Origin of the sequence: Streptomyces sp. NPDC059371, from assembly GCF_042751995.1 — a bacterium.
Classification (GTDB): Bacteria; Actinomycetota; Actinomycetes; order Streptomycetales; family Streptomycetaceae; genus Streptomyces.
The window spans coordinates 44,591-61,262 of the sequence record NZ_JBHYXD010000004.1 but is presented as its reverse complement, the minus strand read 5'-3'; the positions used below and the strand labels follow the sequence as shown (position 1 = coordinate 61,262).

The following is a 16,672-nucleotide window of genomic DNA, read 5'->3' as shown; positions in this document are numbered from 1 at the left end:
GTGCACGAAACCTCCTGATGAACGCACTCGAAGGCGAGCCTCAAGTCCGGGACGGCGACCGCGGCCACCGACGCGACGGTCCGGCCGGCGATTCCGTCGCCGCTCCCGGCAGCGACACCATCACCCTGCCGCCCGCCCGCCGGGTCCGCGCGCCCGGTGACCCGGACGGGTGCGGGGCCCGCACTTTCTGATGCGCCGCGCGAGCCGCGAGGCGGGCGCTCTGTTCCGGATCGGCTGCCGGCACCAGGTGGCTCGTGGCCACGGCGCCATCGGCGGGCGGGCGCGGACGCGGATCTGAGGCAGGCACCGAGCCGGGCAGTGACGTTTCGCCGTAGCGCTCGGCCAGGGTGTCCCGCGAGGGTCAGACGTCCGCCACCAGGAGCCGGTAGCCGACGTCGAAGGTGTCGAGCGCGAGGAGGCCGGCTTGACGCCGGTGCCAATGGCCTGTCGCGAGGTCTTCGGTGAGTGCTGCCAGACCCGGTGCGAGGGCGTCCTCGCCGGTCTGGGCGAACATGGAGATTCCGGCGCGTACTTGGGGGTCGAGATAGGCGTGGGGGCGGCGCCAGAACGCCGCGCCGAACCCGTCCGTGCAGTCGTGCGGGACCTTGACGGGCTCCTGCCGCGCCCCGCCGAGCAGCGCCTCCAACCGTGCGATGGGGACGGCTCGGTTGTCGTCGAACGCGGCGGCCTGCGGGAGGTATTCGCGTACGAGCCAGAACTTCTCGCGGAACATCTCCTGGTCCCAGGTCAGGATGACGATACGGCGGCGTGCGACCCGGCGGAGTTCGGCGATGCCCGCCGCGAGGTCGGTCCAGTGGTGGACGGTCAGCAGTGCCATGACGGCGTCGGCGGCGTTGTCACGCAACGGAAGATGTTCGGCGACCGCGCACACGGCGGGCGCGGAACCGCGCGGCCGCTGGGCGATCATGATCTGGCTGGGTTCGACGGCGAGAACCGTCTGCTCCGGTTCGTAGGAACCGGTGCCCGCCCCTATGTTGATCACCGTCCTGGCGTCCCCGAGCGCCGCATGCACCTGTCTGGCAATCCGCGGATCCGGCTGCCGGGTCCGGCCGTACGTCGCGCCGAGCGTGTCATAAATGGCCATGCCCCTCAGTATGCGAAGAAGTCGCCCACACCGGGACCGCTCCCGGCAACTGGTGACCTTGGCGAGGGACATCGGCTCCGCCGCGTTCACCGTGGCGTCGGGCAGAAGAAAAAGACCCTGTCCCGTAGGGAACGGGACAGGGTCTTCATGGAGCGCCGGGCAGGCCTTGCACCTGCATTTCCCCGCAGGAAGCGGGGCGTCTTTCCTTGGACCACCAACGCATCGCTGACCGGGGCAACCTCTCCCGATCGGCTCAAGATCAATACTATCAGACGATCACGTGTGCCTCGTCGAGGGCTCCGGCGGGCGAAGCCCGAACGCTCACGTGCCGTACAGGTGGCCGTAGGCGTCGTGCACGGCGGTGCGGCCCGCTTCCAGTGCGGTTTCGAGGAGGTCGCCCTCGCGTGCCAGACGGCTGACGGTCGGCGAATCCGGGGCGGGTCGGATCGAGACGACGGCCGCGTGGTCGATCAGACGGGCGTCGTCCTCGGCCAGCCGCGTTTCGCGGTCGAGGAACACCTGCCGCAGGGCCGCGGGCTCACGCCGCAGCACCGTCCTGGCGATGAGCGGGGCGGAGCGCGACGGTCGCGCGACGTCGGTCGCGCGCCGCGAACGCAGCACCATGACGTGGGTCGCCCCCTGGGCCAGCGCGGTCCGGTAGGGAATGGACTCGGAGACGCCCGCGTCGTAGAACCGGCGTCCGCGCAGCGTCACCGGTTCGCCCGCCAGAAGGGGCAGGGAGGCACTGGCCCGCAGCGCGAGGCGCAGTTCCGCGGCGTCGACTATGAAGGGCCGCAGGTCGGTCGACTCCCCGGTCTCGGCGTCGGTGGCCAGTGGGTGGTACTCGATACCGCTGGCGAGGATGGAGTCGAAGTCCATCGGCGCGCAGTCCTGGTCGCCGTAGCGGTAGAGCACCTCGTAGAAGGCGTGCAGGTCCACGAGCGGTCTGCCGCGCAGCGGGTTGGAGCGCCGTATGAGTGTTCTGGCGTACTTGGGAACCGCCCAGAAGCGCAGGGACTGCGGGCTCGTGCTCAGCAGCCACGCGGCGGAGGCGGCACCGGCGGAGGCGCCGTAGACGGCGTCGAAGCTGTTGGTCAGTCCGAGTTCATGGAGAGCCAGGGCCATCCCGCCGGCGATTATGCCGCGCATTCCGCCGCCCTCGACGGCCAGAGCGACGCGATGCCCGTCGGCGCGCGCTCCGGGGTGGCTGCCTGTTCGCGCACGCTCGGTGAGGACGCGCCAGACCGCGTGCGGCTCCTCGGGGTCGGGCGTGGCGGCGGAGGTCGTGGCGGTCGTCGTCATCGCGGTCAGGGCTCCAGGGGACAAGCTCGGGGGTGTTCCGCCGGGGGTGACACCGCCCGCCGGACATTCACTTTACCAATGAACAGCCACTCACTAGCCAGCGGCTAGCCAAATCGGGCACCGCATCGAAACGCCACATCACAGTGGAGCGTCAATGGGCCCCGTCACCCCCTGAAGCCCCTGAGGCCCCCGGGACTTGCTGGGCGCCCGAGGCTTCCGGGACGGCGAGGAGACCTCGGACGGTCAGGAGCAAGGTGGCCCTCAGGTCGTCGTCCGAGAGGTCGGACAGTTCACCGAGACCTTCCACCATCCACAGGCACATCACATAGGCCATGCGCTCCGCGGGCGTGGGCGAGCTGCCGAACAACACCCGCAGAACGCGCCGCCTGCGCGCGTCGTTCTCGGCGTAGATGCTGGCGGCCCGGATCTCGGGATCATGCAGGAGCGTGGTCCCGAGTTCGCGGTTGCGCACCAGGAAGTCGGCCCAGCCGACCGCGAACGCGTCCAGCTTCTCCTGGCGTGACGCCATGCCCGCCAACTCGTCCAGGAGTGCGGTCATCTCCTCCACCGCCGGATCGAGCGAGGCCTGGAGGATCTGCGCCTTGGTCCGGAAGTGGTAGTAGACCGCGGCTTTGGTCAGTCCCATCTCGTCGGCGATGGCCTGCAACGAGGTCGCCTGGTAGCCGCGGCCGGCGAACAAGCGCTGGGCCGTCTCGACGATCTGCTGTCTCGTCGCCGCGGCCCGGGCGGCTCGACCGACCACCGGGGCGCCCGGCTCCCGCTCGCTGGGCACGCTCGTTCGCTCCCGCATGGTCTTGCCTTCGTGGGCTCCGGTGGCATGGGACTGGCCGCTCACTTTACCCTCGCTGTCCGCCGGCCGGCGGAGGGCAAGCGACCGCGGACGCGCCTGGTCGACCGGTACGGGACGCGGTACGGGACGCGGTACGGAACGCCGGTCATCCGCCCGCATGGACGCCCGTGGCCGACCGGTCCGGACGGGGATCGTCAGCCCGCCCGGACGGCGATCGTCAGCCCGTCCGGTCAGGAGCGTCAGCCCGCCCGGTCAGAAGCGTCAGCCCGCGGCCACCGCCGGATCTGCGGGGGCCGTCGGATCAGCGGGGGCCCTCGGATCGGCGGGGGCCGTCGGATCAAGGGCCTCGACGGCCGCCGCGGCGGCGGCGGAGTCCGGGCCGTAGAAGATGTCGATGTCGACCTCCTCGCCCCCCATGGTGAGGGTGTCCCAGGCGCCGCTGAGCACCAGCATGCGGAGCGTCCGGTCCTCCAGGGTTCCCAGCCGTTCCAGGATCGCCTCGTCGTCCGGCAGGCCGGACATCCGCGTCGCCAGGCGGGTACGGATCCCGCGCAGCCGCTCCAGGAGCGTCGCGGTGTCGGCCTCACGGTCCGGCTCCTCGGCGATTCCGTCGATGCCGTGCGCGATGATGTCCTTGATGGCCCAGGTGGCACCCTTGTCGTCGGTGGTCACCATCGCCTTCCAGGCGCGGCTCTTGTGGCGGTACTGGAGCATCGACATGGCGGCCTCGTGGCGCAGGAAGTCCGCGTCCCGGAAGGGCTTGCCGTTCCAGGCGCCGTTGAGGGACCGGGCGAGCGAGATCGCCGAGGCCAGGCCGCTGTTGAGTCCCCGGCCCGGCCAGAAGTGGATGGCGTTGGCGGCGTCGCCCAGCAGGAATCCGTACGTGCCCGGGGAGTTGGCCGTAGGCGGCAGCAACTCGGCGGTGAAGCGCGGGCGTTGCACCATGCTCAGTCGGAACGACGTGACCGCGCTGAGCTCCCCGGGCTCGACGCCGAACAGGCGCAGCCCCTCGCCCACCCGCTTCCAGAGGGCGGAGCCCCTGATGAGGGCCGGCAGGAACAGCGTGCTGTGCGTGGAGCACCGGAAGTCGCCGTGCTCGTCGCGCCCCATCAGACAGGGGCGAGAGGCGATGCACTCCTCGAAGACGCGGCGGACCGGATCGATGCCGACGACCTCCGCGGCCTCCGCGTCCGTCAGGCGCATGTTGAGAAAACCCTCGCCACGCAGGGAGTTGAGCAGGAACCGGTTCTGCCCGACGGTCAGCAGGACGGCCATGGGGTCGGCCAGAGCGGATTTCACCCGCAGGCCGAGGACGACGTCCTGGAGATGGCGGTCGTTCAGCGAGTAGATGGATTCGTCCGCCTTGCCGAACTTGGCGGCGAAGTGCTCGCGTGTGTGCGACCGCCCGCCGTCGCAGATCGCCAGCACGTGCCGGCCGGCCACCCCCTCCCGCTGCTCCTCGACGCTGAACCGGGCGGGAACGAGCTGGATGCGGCTCCGCTTCTCGTTCGCCACCTCCAGGAGCCGGTCCTCGATGTAGGCGATGCGCATGTTGCGCGGGTGGTGGTCGCCGATGGAGTCGGGACCCGACGGCCACATCTCGGTGTAGCTGTCCGGGTCGAAGAGCCGGGCCTGCACCTCCGCGGGCAGGCTGAGGTACTGGCGGCTCTGTACGGTGACCACCTGCTGGCGCCGCACATTGCCCTGGCTCGCGTCCTTCCAGACGATCTTGCGGCCCTGCTTTCGCCACCGGCTGTCGTAGACGGTGATGTCCACCTGGGCCCCGAGGAAGTGCTCCAGCAGCAGGGCGAGCGACAGGCCGACGGGGCCTCCGCCCGCGATGGTGACCCGCAGCACCGGCCCGCGTTCCATCTCCTCGTCGCCGTGGGTCAGTGACCTGGGCAGGGAGAGCGCCATGATCGTCTCCATGGCGTCGGCGACCTCGAACCGGAACTCCTGGTCGCCGATGGTGATGTCGTCCCCGGGCTTCAGGAGCCGGGAGTCGATCTCCTCGCCGTTGACCAGCGTGCCGTTGCTGCTGCCGCAGTCGCGCAGAACGTAGCCCTGGGTGTCGTCCAGGACGATTTCCGCGTGGAAGCGCGACACGCTCAGACTGGAGACGACGACGGTGTTCTCGGGGTTGCGTCCGAACGTGACCCGGGTGCCGATCACCGGTATCCGTTCTCCGGCCAGTAGTCCTTCGCGTCCAACAAGCACCGGCGCCACTGCATTTCCTCCCCAGGCTGAGACATTGCTGCTGTCGCGGCGCCACCCGCGCGCATCTCCGGGCGGGCGTGACCGGGCAGCGTGACGGGTGGGGCGGGGCGACATTCACTCGACGTACGGGAGCGGTGAGCGGTTCAGTCCGACAACGGCGTAAGGTCACTTGACCGGTACGGATGCCTCATCATGCCCGATTCCGGAGCCTTTCGGGAGAGGCCGTCCGGCCCCGGAAACAAGGACCGCGCGCATTACGGCTTGCGCGCGACGCCCACGTACAGCGGGATCTGTTCGCCCTCGGTGCGCGCCCGCTCTCCCTCGGGATTCCACCGGGCGGCGAGTTCGATGCCGGGGTCGAGGAGTTCGAGTCCGGTGAAGAACCCGGCGAACTCCTCGCGCGACCGGACCTGCGCCGTCGTTCCACCCTTGCGGTAGACCTCGACGACCCGCTCCCACGCTTCGGGGTCGAAGTCTCCCGTCGCGTGGGAGAGCGCCAGGTGGCTTCCGGGAGCGAGGGAGCCGACGAGCTCCCTGACAATGCCGTACGGGTCGTCCTCGTCCCCCACCAGGTGCAGGAGGGCCACCATCGACAGGGCGACCGGCTGGTCGAAGTCGAGGGTCTGCCGTGCCGCCGCCAGGATCTTCTCGGGCTCCTGCGCATCGGCCTGGATGTACGCGGTGCGTCCCTGCGGGTCGCTGTGCAGGAGCGCCTCCGCGTGCCGCAGGACGATCGGATCGTTGTCGGCGTACACCACGCGCGCGGAGGGGCTGATGGCCTGGACGATCTGGTGGAGGTTCGGCTCCGTCGGGATCCCGGTGCCGATGTCGAGGAACTGGCGGATTCCCCGCCGTGCCAGCAGGCGGGCGGCGCGATGCATGAAGTCCCGGTTGGTACGGGCCATTTCCCTGACCGCGGGGAAGAAGGAGATGACCTGCTCGGCGGCCTCCCAGTCGACGGGGTAGTTGTCCTTTCCGCCCAGGAAGTAGTCGTACATGCGCGCCGACTGGGGCTTGCTGGTGTCGATCTCGTCCGCGCCTGTTCCGGTGTCTGTCACTTCGGTCCTCCGCCGCTCCGGGCATGATCGTGGGAAAGGGTCGGGTCGGTGCCGGGCACCGGTGTCCGGCGGACGCGCGTCAGGCGACGAGGAAGTCCGCTCGTCCCTCCTTGGCACCGCCGACGAACTCGGCGATGACCGAGGAGGCACAGATGAGGGCTGGGCCGTCCGGGTCGGTCGCCTGCCTGACCGCCACGACGCCGCCGCCGAGTTCCTTGATCTCGACGCAGCCGTCGTCGCCGCCGGCGCTCCAAGGCTTGCTCCACCCCTGGGTTCCCAGCTCTGCGGCGGCGTTCACGGCGTGCTTCATGGTCTTTGTCTCCTTGCGGACGTCACCAGGGACTCCCCGGTCACGTCGTGTGGGCTTGGCTTGGACACTCGTCCGGCCGGACATCACGCGTTTCGGGCGGACTTCGTCGCGGTGCGGCGAAACCCTTCGCGGCACGGGGGACTCGCTCGCGCTCCTCGCCGCACCGGCAGGGTCGAGGCCGGTGATGCCGACGGTGTCCGGGACGGGGGAGGGCGGGAGGTGGGAGAGGGACCCGGGCACTTCCGGGTACGGCGGAGCGGCGCGCGGGCAACTCACCTGTAAGACGCGGGGATTCGGCGATTCATCCGTCACCGCTGAAGCGGCCGTACGCCCGGCACCGCATCGCGCACGGTCGGAGCAGACCGCGGTGCGCTCACGTCTCACGCCTCATCGACCCCCTGAACGCCGAGCAGTCTGCCATGACCTTCGCCTTCACGGACAGGTTTGCTGATCCCCGCGCCACCGCACACCACCGCGAACTACCCTCGTGGCTCCGGAAGTTCGCGGTGTGGACGGAGTTGTCACAGGCGTCCGGAGCCGCACGTCGGAGGCCTCGGTCACGGCCACCACTCGGCGGCAAGAGCCTCCACCTGTTCCGGAGTCGCGACGGAGCGGACCGGGACCGCGTCGGGCAGGGCTCTGCGGGCGAGGTTGGCCAGCGTGGAGCCGGGGCCGACCTCGATGAGGCGGAGACGGCCGCGGGCCGTGGCCGCGAGCGTGCGCATGGAGCCGGCCCAGCGCACCGGCGTGACGAGCTGACGGAGCATTCTCGCTCGCCATTGCTCGTGATCGTGGAGGTGGGCGCGGGCGTCGACGTTCGCGATCACCGAGCAGCGCGCGGGGTGAAGGGGAGCGCGGTCCACGGCCTCGGACAGGCGCTCGGCGGCCGGAGCCATCAAAGGGGTGTGGAACGCGCCGCCGACCGGGATGCGGATCGCGCGTGCGCCGTCGCGGGTGGCCTCATCGGCCAGCGCGGCCACCGCCTCGACGGTGCCGGAGATCACGACCTGTTCGGCGCCGTTGACGTTGGCGACCCACACCTGGGCCCGGCGCAGGGAACGCATCCGGGCGGCGAGTCGCTGCGCCCTGGGCACGATGTCGGTGCCGACGAGGACAGCCATGGTGCCGGGCGTGAGCCGGTTGGCCTCTTCCATGGCCGCCCCGCGTTCGGCGACCAGTCGTACGCCGTCCTCCGGGTCGAGCACCCCGGCGGCGGTCAGGGCGGCGTACTCGCCGAGGCTGTGTCCGGCACACACCGCGGGCGACAGGCCACCCACCGCCGCGCGCAGCGCGTCGAGCACCACCATCTCCAGGGTGAAGGTGGCGAGTTGGGCGCTGTCGGTGCGGGTCAACCGCTCGGCTCCGGCGTCGAGAAGCAGCCGGCCGAGATCCTGTCCAGAGATCTCGGAGAGACGTGTGACGACTTTCCAGTGCGGGCTGTCGCGCCAGGGCTCACCCATGCCGGGGCGCTGGGCTCCCTGACCGGGAAAGAGCAGGCCGACGCCGAACGGCACGGTCTCCGTACGGTGAGCAGTTCTCAGGGAGGACTCCTGTGACATCGGTGCGGACACCTTTCCGGTCGGCGTGCGGGTGGCCCGGACTTCCGGAACCGGGAGGGGGAGGTCGGTTCCGGAAGTCCGGGCGGTACGGAACCCGTGCCGGAGCCCCGGTCAGCGGGCGTGTGCCGCCGGTCCCGTCCCGGGAGCCTGCGGCACGTGGACGTCCAGGACGTCGCTCAGATAGACGGGCAGCGACGCCCGTACCCCGGCGAACGGTTCGTGCCCGCCTGGATAGCGCTGCCAGGTCACCGGGTGCCCCCAGGAAGTGAGCAGGTCCCTCAGCACGGCGCCGCTGCGCTCGGGGACGACCCAGTCCCTGGCCCCGTGCCCGATCCACACGGGCAGGCCGCTGTTGGCGGGCGCGGGCCGGCCGGTCGGGAGCAGCGCGGGCAGGTCGGGAGGCATGAAGGGCGCGTACAGTGCCACGCCCGCCAGCCGTCGGGCGTACGTGAGGGCCATGGTCAGGGCGACCGTGGCGCCCTGGGAGAAGCCCGCGAGCACGATCCGCCCGGCACCGATCCGGTCGGCCTCCGCCTCCAGCAGCGTCGTGAGCGGCCGGTGTGCCGCCAGCAGTCCCTCGACGTCGATCCGGTCGATCGCGAGGAGGTTCTGCGGGAACCAGCACGGCACCGCCAGGCCGCTGAGCAGGCTGGGAGCCGTGACGGGTGCGCGCGGGAACACTCCGCGCACTCCCGCCTCGGCGAGCCGGAACCGCTGGGTCACGGCCATCAGATCACCCGGCGCCTGGCCGATGCCGTGCAGCCACACGACGGTGCCACGGTGCGGTCGGGTGGGCTCGGCCGTCTCGTACTGCAGCCGGTCCACCGTGCTCATGCGGGCTGGGGTGCCGGCCGTGGCGTGGCGGGCCGCCGGAAGAGCATCGAGGCGTACTGGCCGCCGAAGCCGAAGGAGTTCTTCAGCACGGTGGCGACCGGTCGCCGGACCGGGGTGAGGGAGGTGCGCACGGCACAGGCGGGATCGGGCTCGGTGGAGGTCGTGACGGGCGGGATGACCCCCCGGCACATCGTGAGGGCCGCCGCCGCCGTCTCCACCACTCCGGAGGCCGCGGAGCCGTGCCCCGTCAGGGACTTGACCGCGCTGACGTCGAGGTCGGCCATCCGTTCGCCGAAGAGCCGGTGCAGTGCTCGGGCTTCGGTGACGTCGTTGAGGCGGGTGGAGGTGCCGTGGGCGTTGACGGTGTCGACGTCGTCCGGGTGCGTGTCGGCCTGTTCGAGGGCGGTCCGCATGACGCGTTCGATCATGTCCACGCTGGGAGCGGTCATGTGGCGGGTGTCCACGGCGAGGCCCCAGCCGCCGATGACGGCGTACGGCTGTGTCATCCCGCGCCGGGCGGCGTGCTCGGCGGTCTCCAGGACGAGGGCGCCCGCCGACTCGTTGATGACCATGCCCGTACGGCGTTTGTCGAAGGGCATGGAGGCCAGCGCGGGGTCGCCCTTCCAGCGCGAGAGCGCCATGAGCTGGCCGTACTGGGAGAGTACGTACGGTGTGTTGCGGGAGACGGCCGCCGACACCACCGCGTACTGCGCGCGTCCCGAGCGCAGCAGCCGTGCGGCTTCGGCGATGGCGCGCAGGCCGCCGGAGCAGGTGGCTTCCAGGCGGACGGGGATGACGGCCGTCCCGAGGCGGTCGGCGATCTCGGTCGGATAGGCCGACAAGTCCCGTGTCTCGGGCGGGAGATGCCTGCCGCGCAGGGATTCGAGGACGGCCGAGGGTTCGTTGCCGATCCGGTCGTAGCGTTCGGCGAGGTCTTCCATGTGGGTGATGTAGTCCTGCGGGAACGAGCCGGTGGGGCCCGGCCACACGCGGGCGTAGACCAGGGCGGCGGGCCCGTCCTGTGCGGGCAGTTCGTCGAGGCGGGCGTCGCCGAGCGCCTGGTCCACCGAGGCGAGCATGAGGGAGTCGCCCCAGGACCTGTCGGGTGCGCCGTAGCCGGCGGCGACCTTCGCCTTGACGTCCTCCGGGATCAGCCCGGCCGTCCAGCCGCAGGGCAGTCCGGTGGTGTCCATCCGCTCTTCGCGGACCACTCCGGAGCGGCCTTCGAGGTTGGCCGACCAGAACGTCTCGACGTCCCCTCCGACGGGGGTGATCACCCCCATGCCGGTGATGACGATGTCGTCGCTCATGCCCCTGCCTTCCCGTCGTCGGCCGTGATCCCGTGCGTCGATGCGATGACGAGGGCTCCGGCCGCCGTCGAGTGCTGTCCCTGGTTGAACGCCGTGATCAGCGCGGTCGGCGCCGGTCCCAGGGGGCGGGTCTCCCCCATGACCGGGTCGAGACCGCCGAGTCCGGGGTCGGGGCGGCGCAGCAGGCCCACGGGGGGCAGTGCGCCGCGTCCGAGGCTCTCCACGACCAGTGCGGTGTCGATGAGCGCCGAGCATTCGAAGGCGTTGCCGATGGTGCCTTTCGAGCCGGTGACGGGCAGGCTGCCGACGCGGGGCAGTACCGCCCGGGTCTCCACGCGGTCGAGGCGGCCGGAGCCCGCGCCGTGCGCCCACCAGACGGTGGGTGTGGTGTCCGCGTCGGCGAGTACGGTGTCGACGGCGAGTTCCGCGGAGGCCGCGACGTCGGCGGCGACCAGCACCTCGCAGCCGGCGAGCCGGGCGCGGGCCGTGCCGCGCGCGGTGTCGGCGCGCTCCAGGAGGACGGCGGCGGCACCCTGGCCGAGCAGGGTCCCCGACCTGTCGGCGTCGAAGGGTCCGGCACCCGCGGTGGCGCGTGTGCCGAGGGGGTCGTCCTGGTCGAAGGCTGCCATCGCGGTGATCGTGAGGGGCGCTCCGACGCCCACGACGAGCATCCGGTCGAGTTCGCCGCTCTCCAACAGCCGTACGGCCAGGGCCAGTGCGCCCGTGCCGCCGGCCGCGGACTCGCCGTAGACGGCGACGTTGGAGCCCCGGAATCCGCTGGCCATGGAGACGAACTGGCCCAGCTGGGAGGGGATGCCGCGGATGTAGGAGTAGTCGGGAACCTCGTCGTGGAGGAACTTCGCGAGGGGCCTGGGGTCGTTGCGGAAGCGGGAGGCGAGTTGCGGGATGACGTCGCTCAGTTCGTCGCTGCTGCTGCCCACGGCCATGACGGTGCCGCCGCGTACGTCCTCCGTGTCGCCGGTGATCCCGGCCTGTTCCAGTGCCTGGCGGGCGACGGCGACGGCCCAACGGGCCGACTGGTTGGCGTACTTGCCGGCGTTGGCCCAGTCACGGCCGGCGGGCCAGGTGATCTCCGTGGTGTCGACGGAGGCCGACGGCCACGGCAGTGCGGGGGCGGGCCCGTCGTGGCCGCCGGTGTCGAAGAAGGTCTTGCCCGCCGCCATGGCCTCCCACAGCCGGGCCGCGCCGAGGCCCGCCGGGGAGATCACGCCGATCCCGGTGACCACGATGTCGGGACGGTCCGGCCGTCCGGCGCGTTCTCCCGTCACGCCGGCGGCCTCCGCGGTGACGCGTTCACTCGGCACGCCGGCCTCCGCCGCTGATGCCGCCCCACAGGCGGTATCCGCCGTCCACGGTGATGGTCTGCCCGGCGATCCAGGACGCCTCCTCCAGACAGAGCAGGGCGACCACGTCGGCGCTGTTCTCCGGCGTGGTCATGCGGTCCCCGGGCCACGGGGAGACGGACAGTTCCTTGGTGACGCCGTGGGCGAAGTCGGGGCGGACCTTGAAGACGCCGGTCTGGACGAGTCCGGGGCGTACGCAGTTGGCGACGATGCCGTACGGCGCCAGCTCGAAGGAGAGGTAGTCGGTCAGCGCCTCGAGTCCCGCCTTGGCCGCGGCGAAGAGCCCGGCGCGCGGGATGATGCGCGTGGTCGTGGAGTTGGTGATCGTGATGAAACGGGCTCCCTCGCGCTCACGCATCAGCGGAAGAGCGTGCTTGGCGAGCAGCCAGGTGGCCCGGGAGTTGGTGTCCTGCACGAACTGCCAGTCGCCCAGGGAGGCTTCGGTGAGCCGGGCGAACTTGGTGGCGGCCGCGTTCTGGACGAGGATGTGGAGGTCCTGGTGGATCTCGCCGATCTCCGTGATCAGGTTCTCGATCTCGGCGGGCTCGCTGAGGTCGGCGCGGTGCAGGGTCACTTCCGTACCCTGCTCGCCGAGTTCTTCGGCGAGTTCCTTGGCCGGGCCCTCCCGGTCGACGTAGTTGATGGCCAGGGTGGCTCCCCAGGCCGCGAGTTTGCGGGTGATGCCCGCGCCGATGCCGCGCGATCCGCCGGTCACCAGGGCCACGCGCCCCTTGAGGGGCTGATACTGACTGTCCATCACTGAACCCTTTCCACGGTTGCGGTCCGCTGCGCGGCGTGCCGCAGCACGACGACGCTCATGCGTCCGATGGCGTACGTCCGGTCGTTCTCGTCGAACACCCGGCGTGTGGTCTCGACCAGGCCGATCCGGTCGTCGATCTCCTCGGCCCGGTCGGTGGCGGTGGTGAACCAGAACGGGGTGTCGGGGTACAGCGGCCTGACGAAGTCCCAGCTCAGCCTGCGCAGGCCGACGATGGCGGCCGGGGAGCCGTGCTGGACCACCCAGCCCGAGGTGATGGAGTGGATGAAGCCTCCGGGCACGATGCGCTGCCGGCGGTCGGTGCCCCGGGCGAAGTCGTCGCTGTCGTGCACCGGGTGCTTCTCCCCCATCAGGTCGAGGAGCTGGTCGAGCAGCGCGCCGCCGAACACCACGGGTCCGAACCGGCGCACCGGTGCGTGTGCCAGGTCCTCCCAGTACTTCACGGCCCCCACGGCTGTTCCTCCGTTCGCCCCTGGTTCACCGGGATCGCCGGCCCGGGCTGCGCATGACCATGCGGCCGCCGTCCACGGTGAACGTCTGGCCCTGGATGTAGTCCGCCTCGTCACGGGCGAGGAAGGCGATGAGTCCGCTGATGTCCTCGGGCAGCCCCCAGCGGGTGCCGTCGCTGTCGGAGCCGAGCTGGTCGGCGACGGCCGCGGTCATCTCGGTGCGGACCTTGCCGGGCGCCACGCAGTTGACCCGGATGCCTTTGCGTCCGACCTCGACGGCCAGGGCGCGGGTGAGGGCTTCGAGGCCGCCCTTGGACGCCGCGTAGGCGCTCTGTCCCGGTCCCGGGGTACGGGCCGAGTTGGAGGAGATGTTGATGACGCGGCCCCAGCCCTGGTCCAGCATCGTCGGCAGGACCGCCCTGCTGGTGAGGAAGGGGCCGGTGAGATTGGTCCGCAGGACGTTCTCCCAGCGGTCGGTGCGGGTCACCGCGAGGAGCTGGTCGTCGATCACGGCCGCGTTGTTGACCAGGACGTGCAGGGCGCCCTCCTGTGCGGTCACCCGCTCGACCAGGTCCTCGACCTCGGCCTCGTGGCCGATGTCCGCCTGGTGCAGGACCGCGCGGCCGCCGCCTGCCTCGATCTCCTTGACCACACGGCGTCCGGCGTCCAGGGCGCTGCGGCAGACGAGGTGCACGGTGAGTCCGTCGGCGGCGAGGCGGTACGAGACGGCGGCGCCGATCCCGCGGGAACCACCCGTGACGAGCGCGACGCGGGCGGCCGCGGCCGGCTCAGGCACGACTGCCGGCGGCCACGACGGCCACGATCGAGGCGATGCTGCGGTGGTGCTCGTCGGCTTCGGCGTTCCACTGGTCGAGGTCGAACTCGACGCCGAAGCGGCGGTTGATGCGGCGGGCGAGCTGCAGCAGGTCCAGCGAGTCGAGGCCCAGGTCCTCGACCACGGACTGTCCGGGCTCGATCGCCTGGTCGGCTATGCCCGGCTTGATCTCCTTGAGCAGCTCGATGATTTCGACCTGGGCGGCATTCGACACGGTGGTCATTGCATTCCTCCGTAGATGTGACAGGAGCAGGACCGGCTGGCACCTCCGGCCGGGCAAATCCATGTCACCAGAGCGGCGAATGAGCCAGCAAGGCCGTTATGCAGCAGGATTCGGGACACCCACTGGGCCGCTTGGGAGACGCTCGCGTAAAACCCCATGTCGACGCACGGATCCCAGTACTCCGCTTCTCGGACAAAATGAACCAAAAATCCACCGAAAGGAAAGGGATCCCCATGCAGAGTAAAGTAAAGTAAAGCCTCCTTGACTCTTCATCGAGGCCATCCATAGCGTCGATCTATGTGAGCCCGAGTAAAGACCAGAACGGGCCCTCCCAGTGGTGCGCAATGCCCGGGTCCCGGCATCGACCGGATCAGTGGGCTTCGTCGATCGACATACCCTCGGACGCGTCACGCGTCCGGCAGTCTCGACATCCAGGGGGCAATGGTGGGGCGGAGCCGAACACCGATCCCGCAATCCGCGCAGTGTTATGAACTGGCTCAATGGCTGCGCTCGCTGCGCCAGCGATCCGGACTCACCTACCGGCAGATGGCGGAGCTCACCGAGGGGCTGCGGATCGCGGATCCCGCCTGTTCCGCCGTCACCCTCTCCCGCGCCGACCGTGGCACCTTCCTGCCCCGTCGCCATGTCGTGGAAGCGTATGCCCAGGTCTGCGGGGCCACGCGGCGCGAGGCCCGGCTGCGCTGGGAGCAGGCGGCGCGGCGATCCGGCCACGCCCCCGACGGCCGCGAGGTCGCGTCCGCGCCACGCGCCGGACGCAGACTGGAACTCGTGTACCACCCGGCCCACCTCCTCGAAGCGATGCACCAGGCACGGCTCGCCGCCGGCCAGCCGTCCTTGCGCGAAATGGAGAAGAAAGCCCGCGATCTCGGGGCAGGACCGTTGCCGCGCAGCACGGTCGCCGACATTCTGGCCGGTTTTCGTATGCCGTCGGAGGAACTGCTCGTCGCCTATGTACAGGCATGTGGACAGCATGGGCGTCGACTCACGCTCTGGCGCAATGCATGGGCTCGCGCATTCGGTGCGGACGCCGCGTGATTCGTCTGTCCGAAATCGACTTCCGAGAACATTTCAACAATGTGAACCCATTTCTTGTGCGCCCTGTTGTCATGACGGGCGCACGACCCTCGATTCCTCGCCATGGTCGCTGTGGGGAAACGGGGGTCGGCCGGCTCGGAATCAGTCGTGGCTTCCCGGTGTCGTGGCGATGAACCAGCCCGCCGGGGGGAGCGAGACCGTACCCGTGGCGGAATCGACGGAGGCGTCACCGGCGAGGGACGTCCACGCTGCGGCCGGAATGCCGGCGGTCGCCGGACCGGCTCCGAAGTTCAGGGCGACCGCGAGAGTGGAACCGGCGTCGGGCGCGGCGAGGGTGTAACTGAGGACGGTGTTGTCCAGGCTGTGGACCCGGGTCTGGGCACGTACGAGCCAGGGGTGGCGGCGACGCACGCCCACCAGGGTCTGGTGGAGCCGCTGCACGGCCAGCCCTTCGGCGCCGAGATCCGCCGGGGTGGCAGGGAACGCGGGACGAATCGCGTCGTCCCCGCCCACCCGGTCCTCCTTGACACCCTCCCGGGCCCGCTCGTCTCCCGCGTAGACGGAAGGCGTTCCCCCGACGGTGAAGAGCACGGCGAGCGCGTGCGCCAGGTGACGGGGCTCCTCCAGCCGGCTGGCGACGCGGGTGACATCGTGGTTGCCGACGAAGGTCTGCGGGGCGAAGGTGTCGAGCATGGCGTTGTGACGCTTGAGCGCCCAGGCCAGTTCGTGCGGATTGCGGTCGTTGAGCGCGCTCCAGATCGCCTTCCACAGTTCGTACTGCGTCACGGTGTCCAGTCCGCCCTCGACGACGTACGACGCGTAGTCGCCATGGATGACCTCGCCGCTGAACCACGCGCCGGGATGACGTGACCTGACCCTGTCCGTGACGGTCCGCCAGAAGGGCCGGGGCACCGCGTAGGCCGCGTCCAGCCGCCAGCCGGCGACACCCCGATCGAGCCAGTGGCCGAGGACGTCGACGACATGGTCGGCGACCGCGGGGGACGCGTGGTTCAGCGTGACGAGATGACGGTGCCCCTCGAAGGTCCGGAAGTCGTCGCCCTCGGGGACGAACCAGTCCGCGTACGGGGAGGCGGCACCGCGCCGTGCCACGTCGGCGAAGGGTGCGAAGGACCTTCCGACGTGGTTGAAGACGCCGTCGAGCAGGACGCGGACCCCGCGCGACGCGGCCCGGTCGATCAGTTCGGTCAGGTCGGCCTCGGTGCCCAGGCGCGGATCGACGCGGAAGTGGTCGGTCGTGTCGTAGCCGTGGGTCTCGGCGGCGAAGACCGGCCCCAGGGCGAGGCCGTTGCAGCCGAGCCTCACCAGGTGGTCGACCCAGTCGACGAGGACCGGCAGCCGGTGCCGCACGGGTGCGCCTGCGGGCAGGGCGTTCGGCTCCGCGCCGAGGAAGCTCAGGGGGTGGACGTGCCACCAGATGGCGTGGTCGGGCCAGGACACGGG

17 protein-coding genes are annotated in these 16,672 nt (G+C 70.6%); 2 read left to right on the top strand and 15 right to left on the bottom strand.

What is annotated here, in order from left to right; genetic code table 11:
- The first annotated feature begins 17 nt into the window (after nt 1-17).
- Nucleotides 18-191 (top strand): hypothetical protein, encoded by a 174-nt coding sequence (locus ACFXGX_RS03820; RefSeq protein WP_384784329.1) that lies wholly within the window; start codon nt 18-20, stop codon nt 189-191.
- Nucleotides 192-361: 170 nt separating this feature from the next.
- Here ACFXGX_RS03820 and ACFXGX_RS03815 read toward each other — a convergent pair whose 3' ends face one another.
- The 14 genes from ACFXGX_RS03815 to ACFXGX_RS03750 all read right to left on the bottom strand — a co-directional run bounded on the left by ACFXGX_RS03815 (nt 362) and on the right by ACFXGX_RS03750 (nt 14,155).
- A complete protein-coding gene (locus ACFXGX_RS03815) occupies nt 362-1,105 on the bottom strand; it encodes a class I SAM-dependent methyltransferase (RefSeq protein WP_384784327.1) in 744 nt (247 codons plus the stop codon).
- Nucleotides 1,106-1,426: 321 nt separating this feature from the next.
- Nucleotides 1,427-2,407: a patatin-like phospholipase family protein gene (locus ACFXGX_RS03810; RefSeq protein WP_384784325.1), complete on the bottom strand. Its 981-nt coding sequence runs from the start codon at nt 2,405-2,407 to the stop codon at nt 1,427-1,429.
- A 151-nt stretch (nt 2,408-2,558) separates the two neighbouring features.
- A complete protein-coding gene (locus tag ACFXGX_RS03805) occupies nt 2,559-3,218 on the bottom strand; it encodes a TetR/AcrR family transcriptional regulator (RefSeq protein WP_384784323.1) in 660 nt (219 codons plus the stop codon).
- Between the two features lie 261 nt (nt 3,219-3,479).
- Entirely contained in the window at nt 3,480-5,435 is a 1,956-nt protein-coding gene (locus tag ACFXGX_RS03800; protein ID WP_384784321.1) for an FHA domain-containing protein, read from the bottom strand.
- A 254-nt stretch (nt 5,436-5,689) separates the two neighbouring features.
- Nucleotides 5,690-6,493, bottom strand: a complete 804-nt coding sequence (locus ACFXGX_RS03795; protein WP_384784319.1) for an SAM-dependent methyltransferase — start codon at nt 6,491-6,493, stop codon at nt 5,690-5,692.
- A 79-nt stretch (nt 6,494-6,572) separates the two neighbouring features.
- The gene (locus tag ACFXGX_RS03790; protein ID WP_384784317.1) at nt 6,573-6,803 is read right to left on the bottom strand and encodes a DUF397 domain-containing protein; all 231 of its coding nucleotides are present in this window, start codon (nt 6,801-6,803) and stop codon (nt 6,573-6,575) included.
- A 557-nt stretch (nt 6,804-7,360) separates the two neighbouring features.
- On the bottom strand, nt 7,361-8,362 hold the full coding sequence (locus ACFXGX_RS03785) for an ACP S-malonyltransferase (protein WP_384784315.1): 1,002 nt from the start codon (nt 8,360-8,362) through the stop codon (nt 7,361-7,363).
- A gap of 111 nt (nt 8,363-8,473) precedes the next feature.
- Nucleotides 8,474-9,196, bottom strand: coding sequence for an alpha/beta hydrolase (locus ACFXGX_RS03780; RefSeq protein ID WP_384784313.1), 723 nt, complete (start codon nt 9,194-9,196; stop codon nt 8,474-8,476).
- Nucleotides 9,193-10,506, bottom strand: a complete 1,314-nt coding sequence (locus ACFXGX_RS03775; RefSeq protein ID WP_384784311.1) for a beta-ketoacyl-[acyl-carrier-protein] synthase family protein — start codon at nt 10,504-10,506, stop codon at nt 9,193-9,195. Before ACFXGX_RS03775 ends, ACFXGX_RS03780 begins: the two co-directional genes overlap by 4 nt.
- The gene (locus tag ACFXGX_RS03770) at nt 10,503-11,831 is read right to left on the bottom strand and encodes a beta-ketoacyl synthase N-terminal-like domain-containing protein (protein WP_384784309.1); all 1,329 of its coding nucleotides are present in this window, start codon (nt 11,829-11,831) and stop codon (nt 10,503-10,505) included. The genes ACFXGX_RS03775 and ACFXGX_RS03770 overlap by 4 nt, the downstream gene beginning before the upstream one ends.
- Nucleotides 11,821-12,627, bottom strand: coding sequence for an SDR family NAD(P)-dependent oxidoreductase (locus ACFXGX_RS03765; RefSeq protein WP_384784307.1), 807 nt, complete (start codon nt 12,625-12,627; stop codon nt 11,821-11,823). Before ACFXGX_RS03765 ends, ACFXGX_RS03770 begins: the two co-directional genes overlap by 11 nt.
- Nucleotides 12,627-13,100 carry a hypothetical protein gene (locus ACFXGX_RS03760; protein ID WP_384784305.1) on the bottom strand — a complete coding sequence of 158 codons (474 nt, stop codon included), beginning with the start codon at nt 13,098-13,100 and terminating at the stop codon, nt 12,627-12,629. Before ACFXGX_RS03760 ends, ACFXGX_RS03765 begins: the two co-directional genes overlap by 1 nt.
- Before the next feature lie 25 nt (nt 13,101-13,125).
- On the bottom strand, nt 13,126-13,893 hold the full coding sequence (locus ACFXGX_RS03755) for an SDR family NAD(P)-dependent oxidoreductase (protein ID WP_384784303.1): 768 nt from the start codon (nt 13,891-13,893) through the stop codon (nt 13,126-13,128).
- The gene (locus ACFXGX_RS03750; RefSeq protein WP_384784302.1) at nt 13,886-14,155 is read right to left on the bottom strand and encodes a phosphopantetheine-binding protein; all 270 of its coding nucleotides are present in this window, start codon (nt 14,153-14,155) and stop codon (nt 13,886-13,888) included. Before ACFXGX_RS03750 ends, ACFXGX_RS03755 begins: the two co-directional genes overlap by 8 nt.
- Before the next feature lie 441 nt (nt 14,156-14,596).
- On the opposite strand from ACFXGX_RS03750, the gene ACFXGX_RS03745 reads away from it, so the two are divergent.
- Nucleotides 14,597-15,211: a helix-turn-helix domain-containing protein gene (locus ACFXGX_RS03745; RefSeq protein WP_384784300.1), complete on the top strand. Its 615-nt coding sequence runs from the start codon at nt 14,597-14,599 to the stop codon at nt 15,209-15,211.
- A gap of 141 nt (nt 15,212-15,352) precedes the next feature.
- On the opposite strand, the gene ACFXGX_RS03740 is transcribed toward ACFXGX_RS03745, so the two are convergent.
- Nucleotides 15,353-16,669 (bottom strand): alpha-amylase family glycosyl hydrolase, encoded by a 1,317-nt coding sequence (locus ACFXGX_RS03740; RefSeq protein ID WP_384784298.1) that lies wholly within the window; start codon nt 16,667-16,669, stop codon nt 15,353-15,355.
- Nucleotides 16,670-16,672: the final 3 nt, after the last annotated feature.

Bases quoted from the DNA above. Each gene is read 5' to 3' on its own strand.
- ACFXGX_RS03820 (WP_384784329.1), top strand. From the start codon at position 18: ATGAACGCACTCGAAGGCGAGCCTCAAGTCCGGGACGGCGACCGCGGC.
- ACFXGX_RS03815 (WP_384784327.1), bottom strand. From the start codon at position 1,105: ATGGCCATTTATGACACGCTCGGCGCGACGTACGGCCGGACCCGGCAG.
- ACFXGX_RS03810 (WP_384784325.1), bottom strand. From the start codon at position 2,407: ATGACGACGACCGCCACGACCTCCGCCGCCACGCCCGACCCCGAGGAG.
- ACFXGX_RS03805 (WP_384784323.1), bottom strand. From the start codon at position 3,218: ATGCGGGAGCGAACGAGCGTGCCCAGCGAGCGGGAGCCGGGCGCCCCG.
- ACFXGX_RS03790 (WP_384784317.1), bottom strand. From the start codon at position 6,803: ATGAAGCACGCCGTGAACGCCGCCGCAGAGCTGGGAACCCAGGGGTGG.
- ACFXGX_RS03785 (WP_384784315.1), bottom strand. From the start codon at position 8,362: ATGTCACAGGAGTCCTCCCTGAGAACTGCTCACCGTACGGAGACCGTG.
- ACFXGX_RS03780 (WP_384784313.1), bottom strand. From the start codon at position 9,196: ATGAGCACGGTGGACCGGCTGCAGTACGAGACGGCCGAGCCCACCCGA.
- ACFXGX_RS03775 (WP_384784311.1), bottom strand. From the start codon at position 10,506: ATGAGCGACGACATCGTCATCACCGGCATGGGGGTGATCACCCCCGTC.
- ACFXGX_RS03765 (WP_384784307.1), bottom strand. From the start codon at position 12,627: ATGGACAGTCAGTATCAGCCCCTCAAGGGGCGCGTGGCCCTGGTGACC.
- ACFXGX_RS03750 (WP_384784302.1), bottom strand. From the start codon at position 14,155: ATGACCACCGTGTCGAATGCCGCCCAGGTCGAAATCATCGAGCTGCTC.
- ACFXGX_RS03745 (WP_384784300.1), top strand. From the start codon at position 14,597: ATGGTGGGGCGGAGCCGAACACCGATCCCGCAATCCGCGCAGTGTTAT.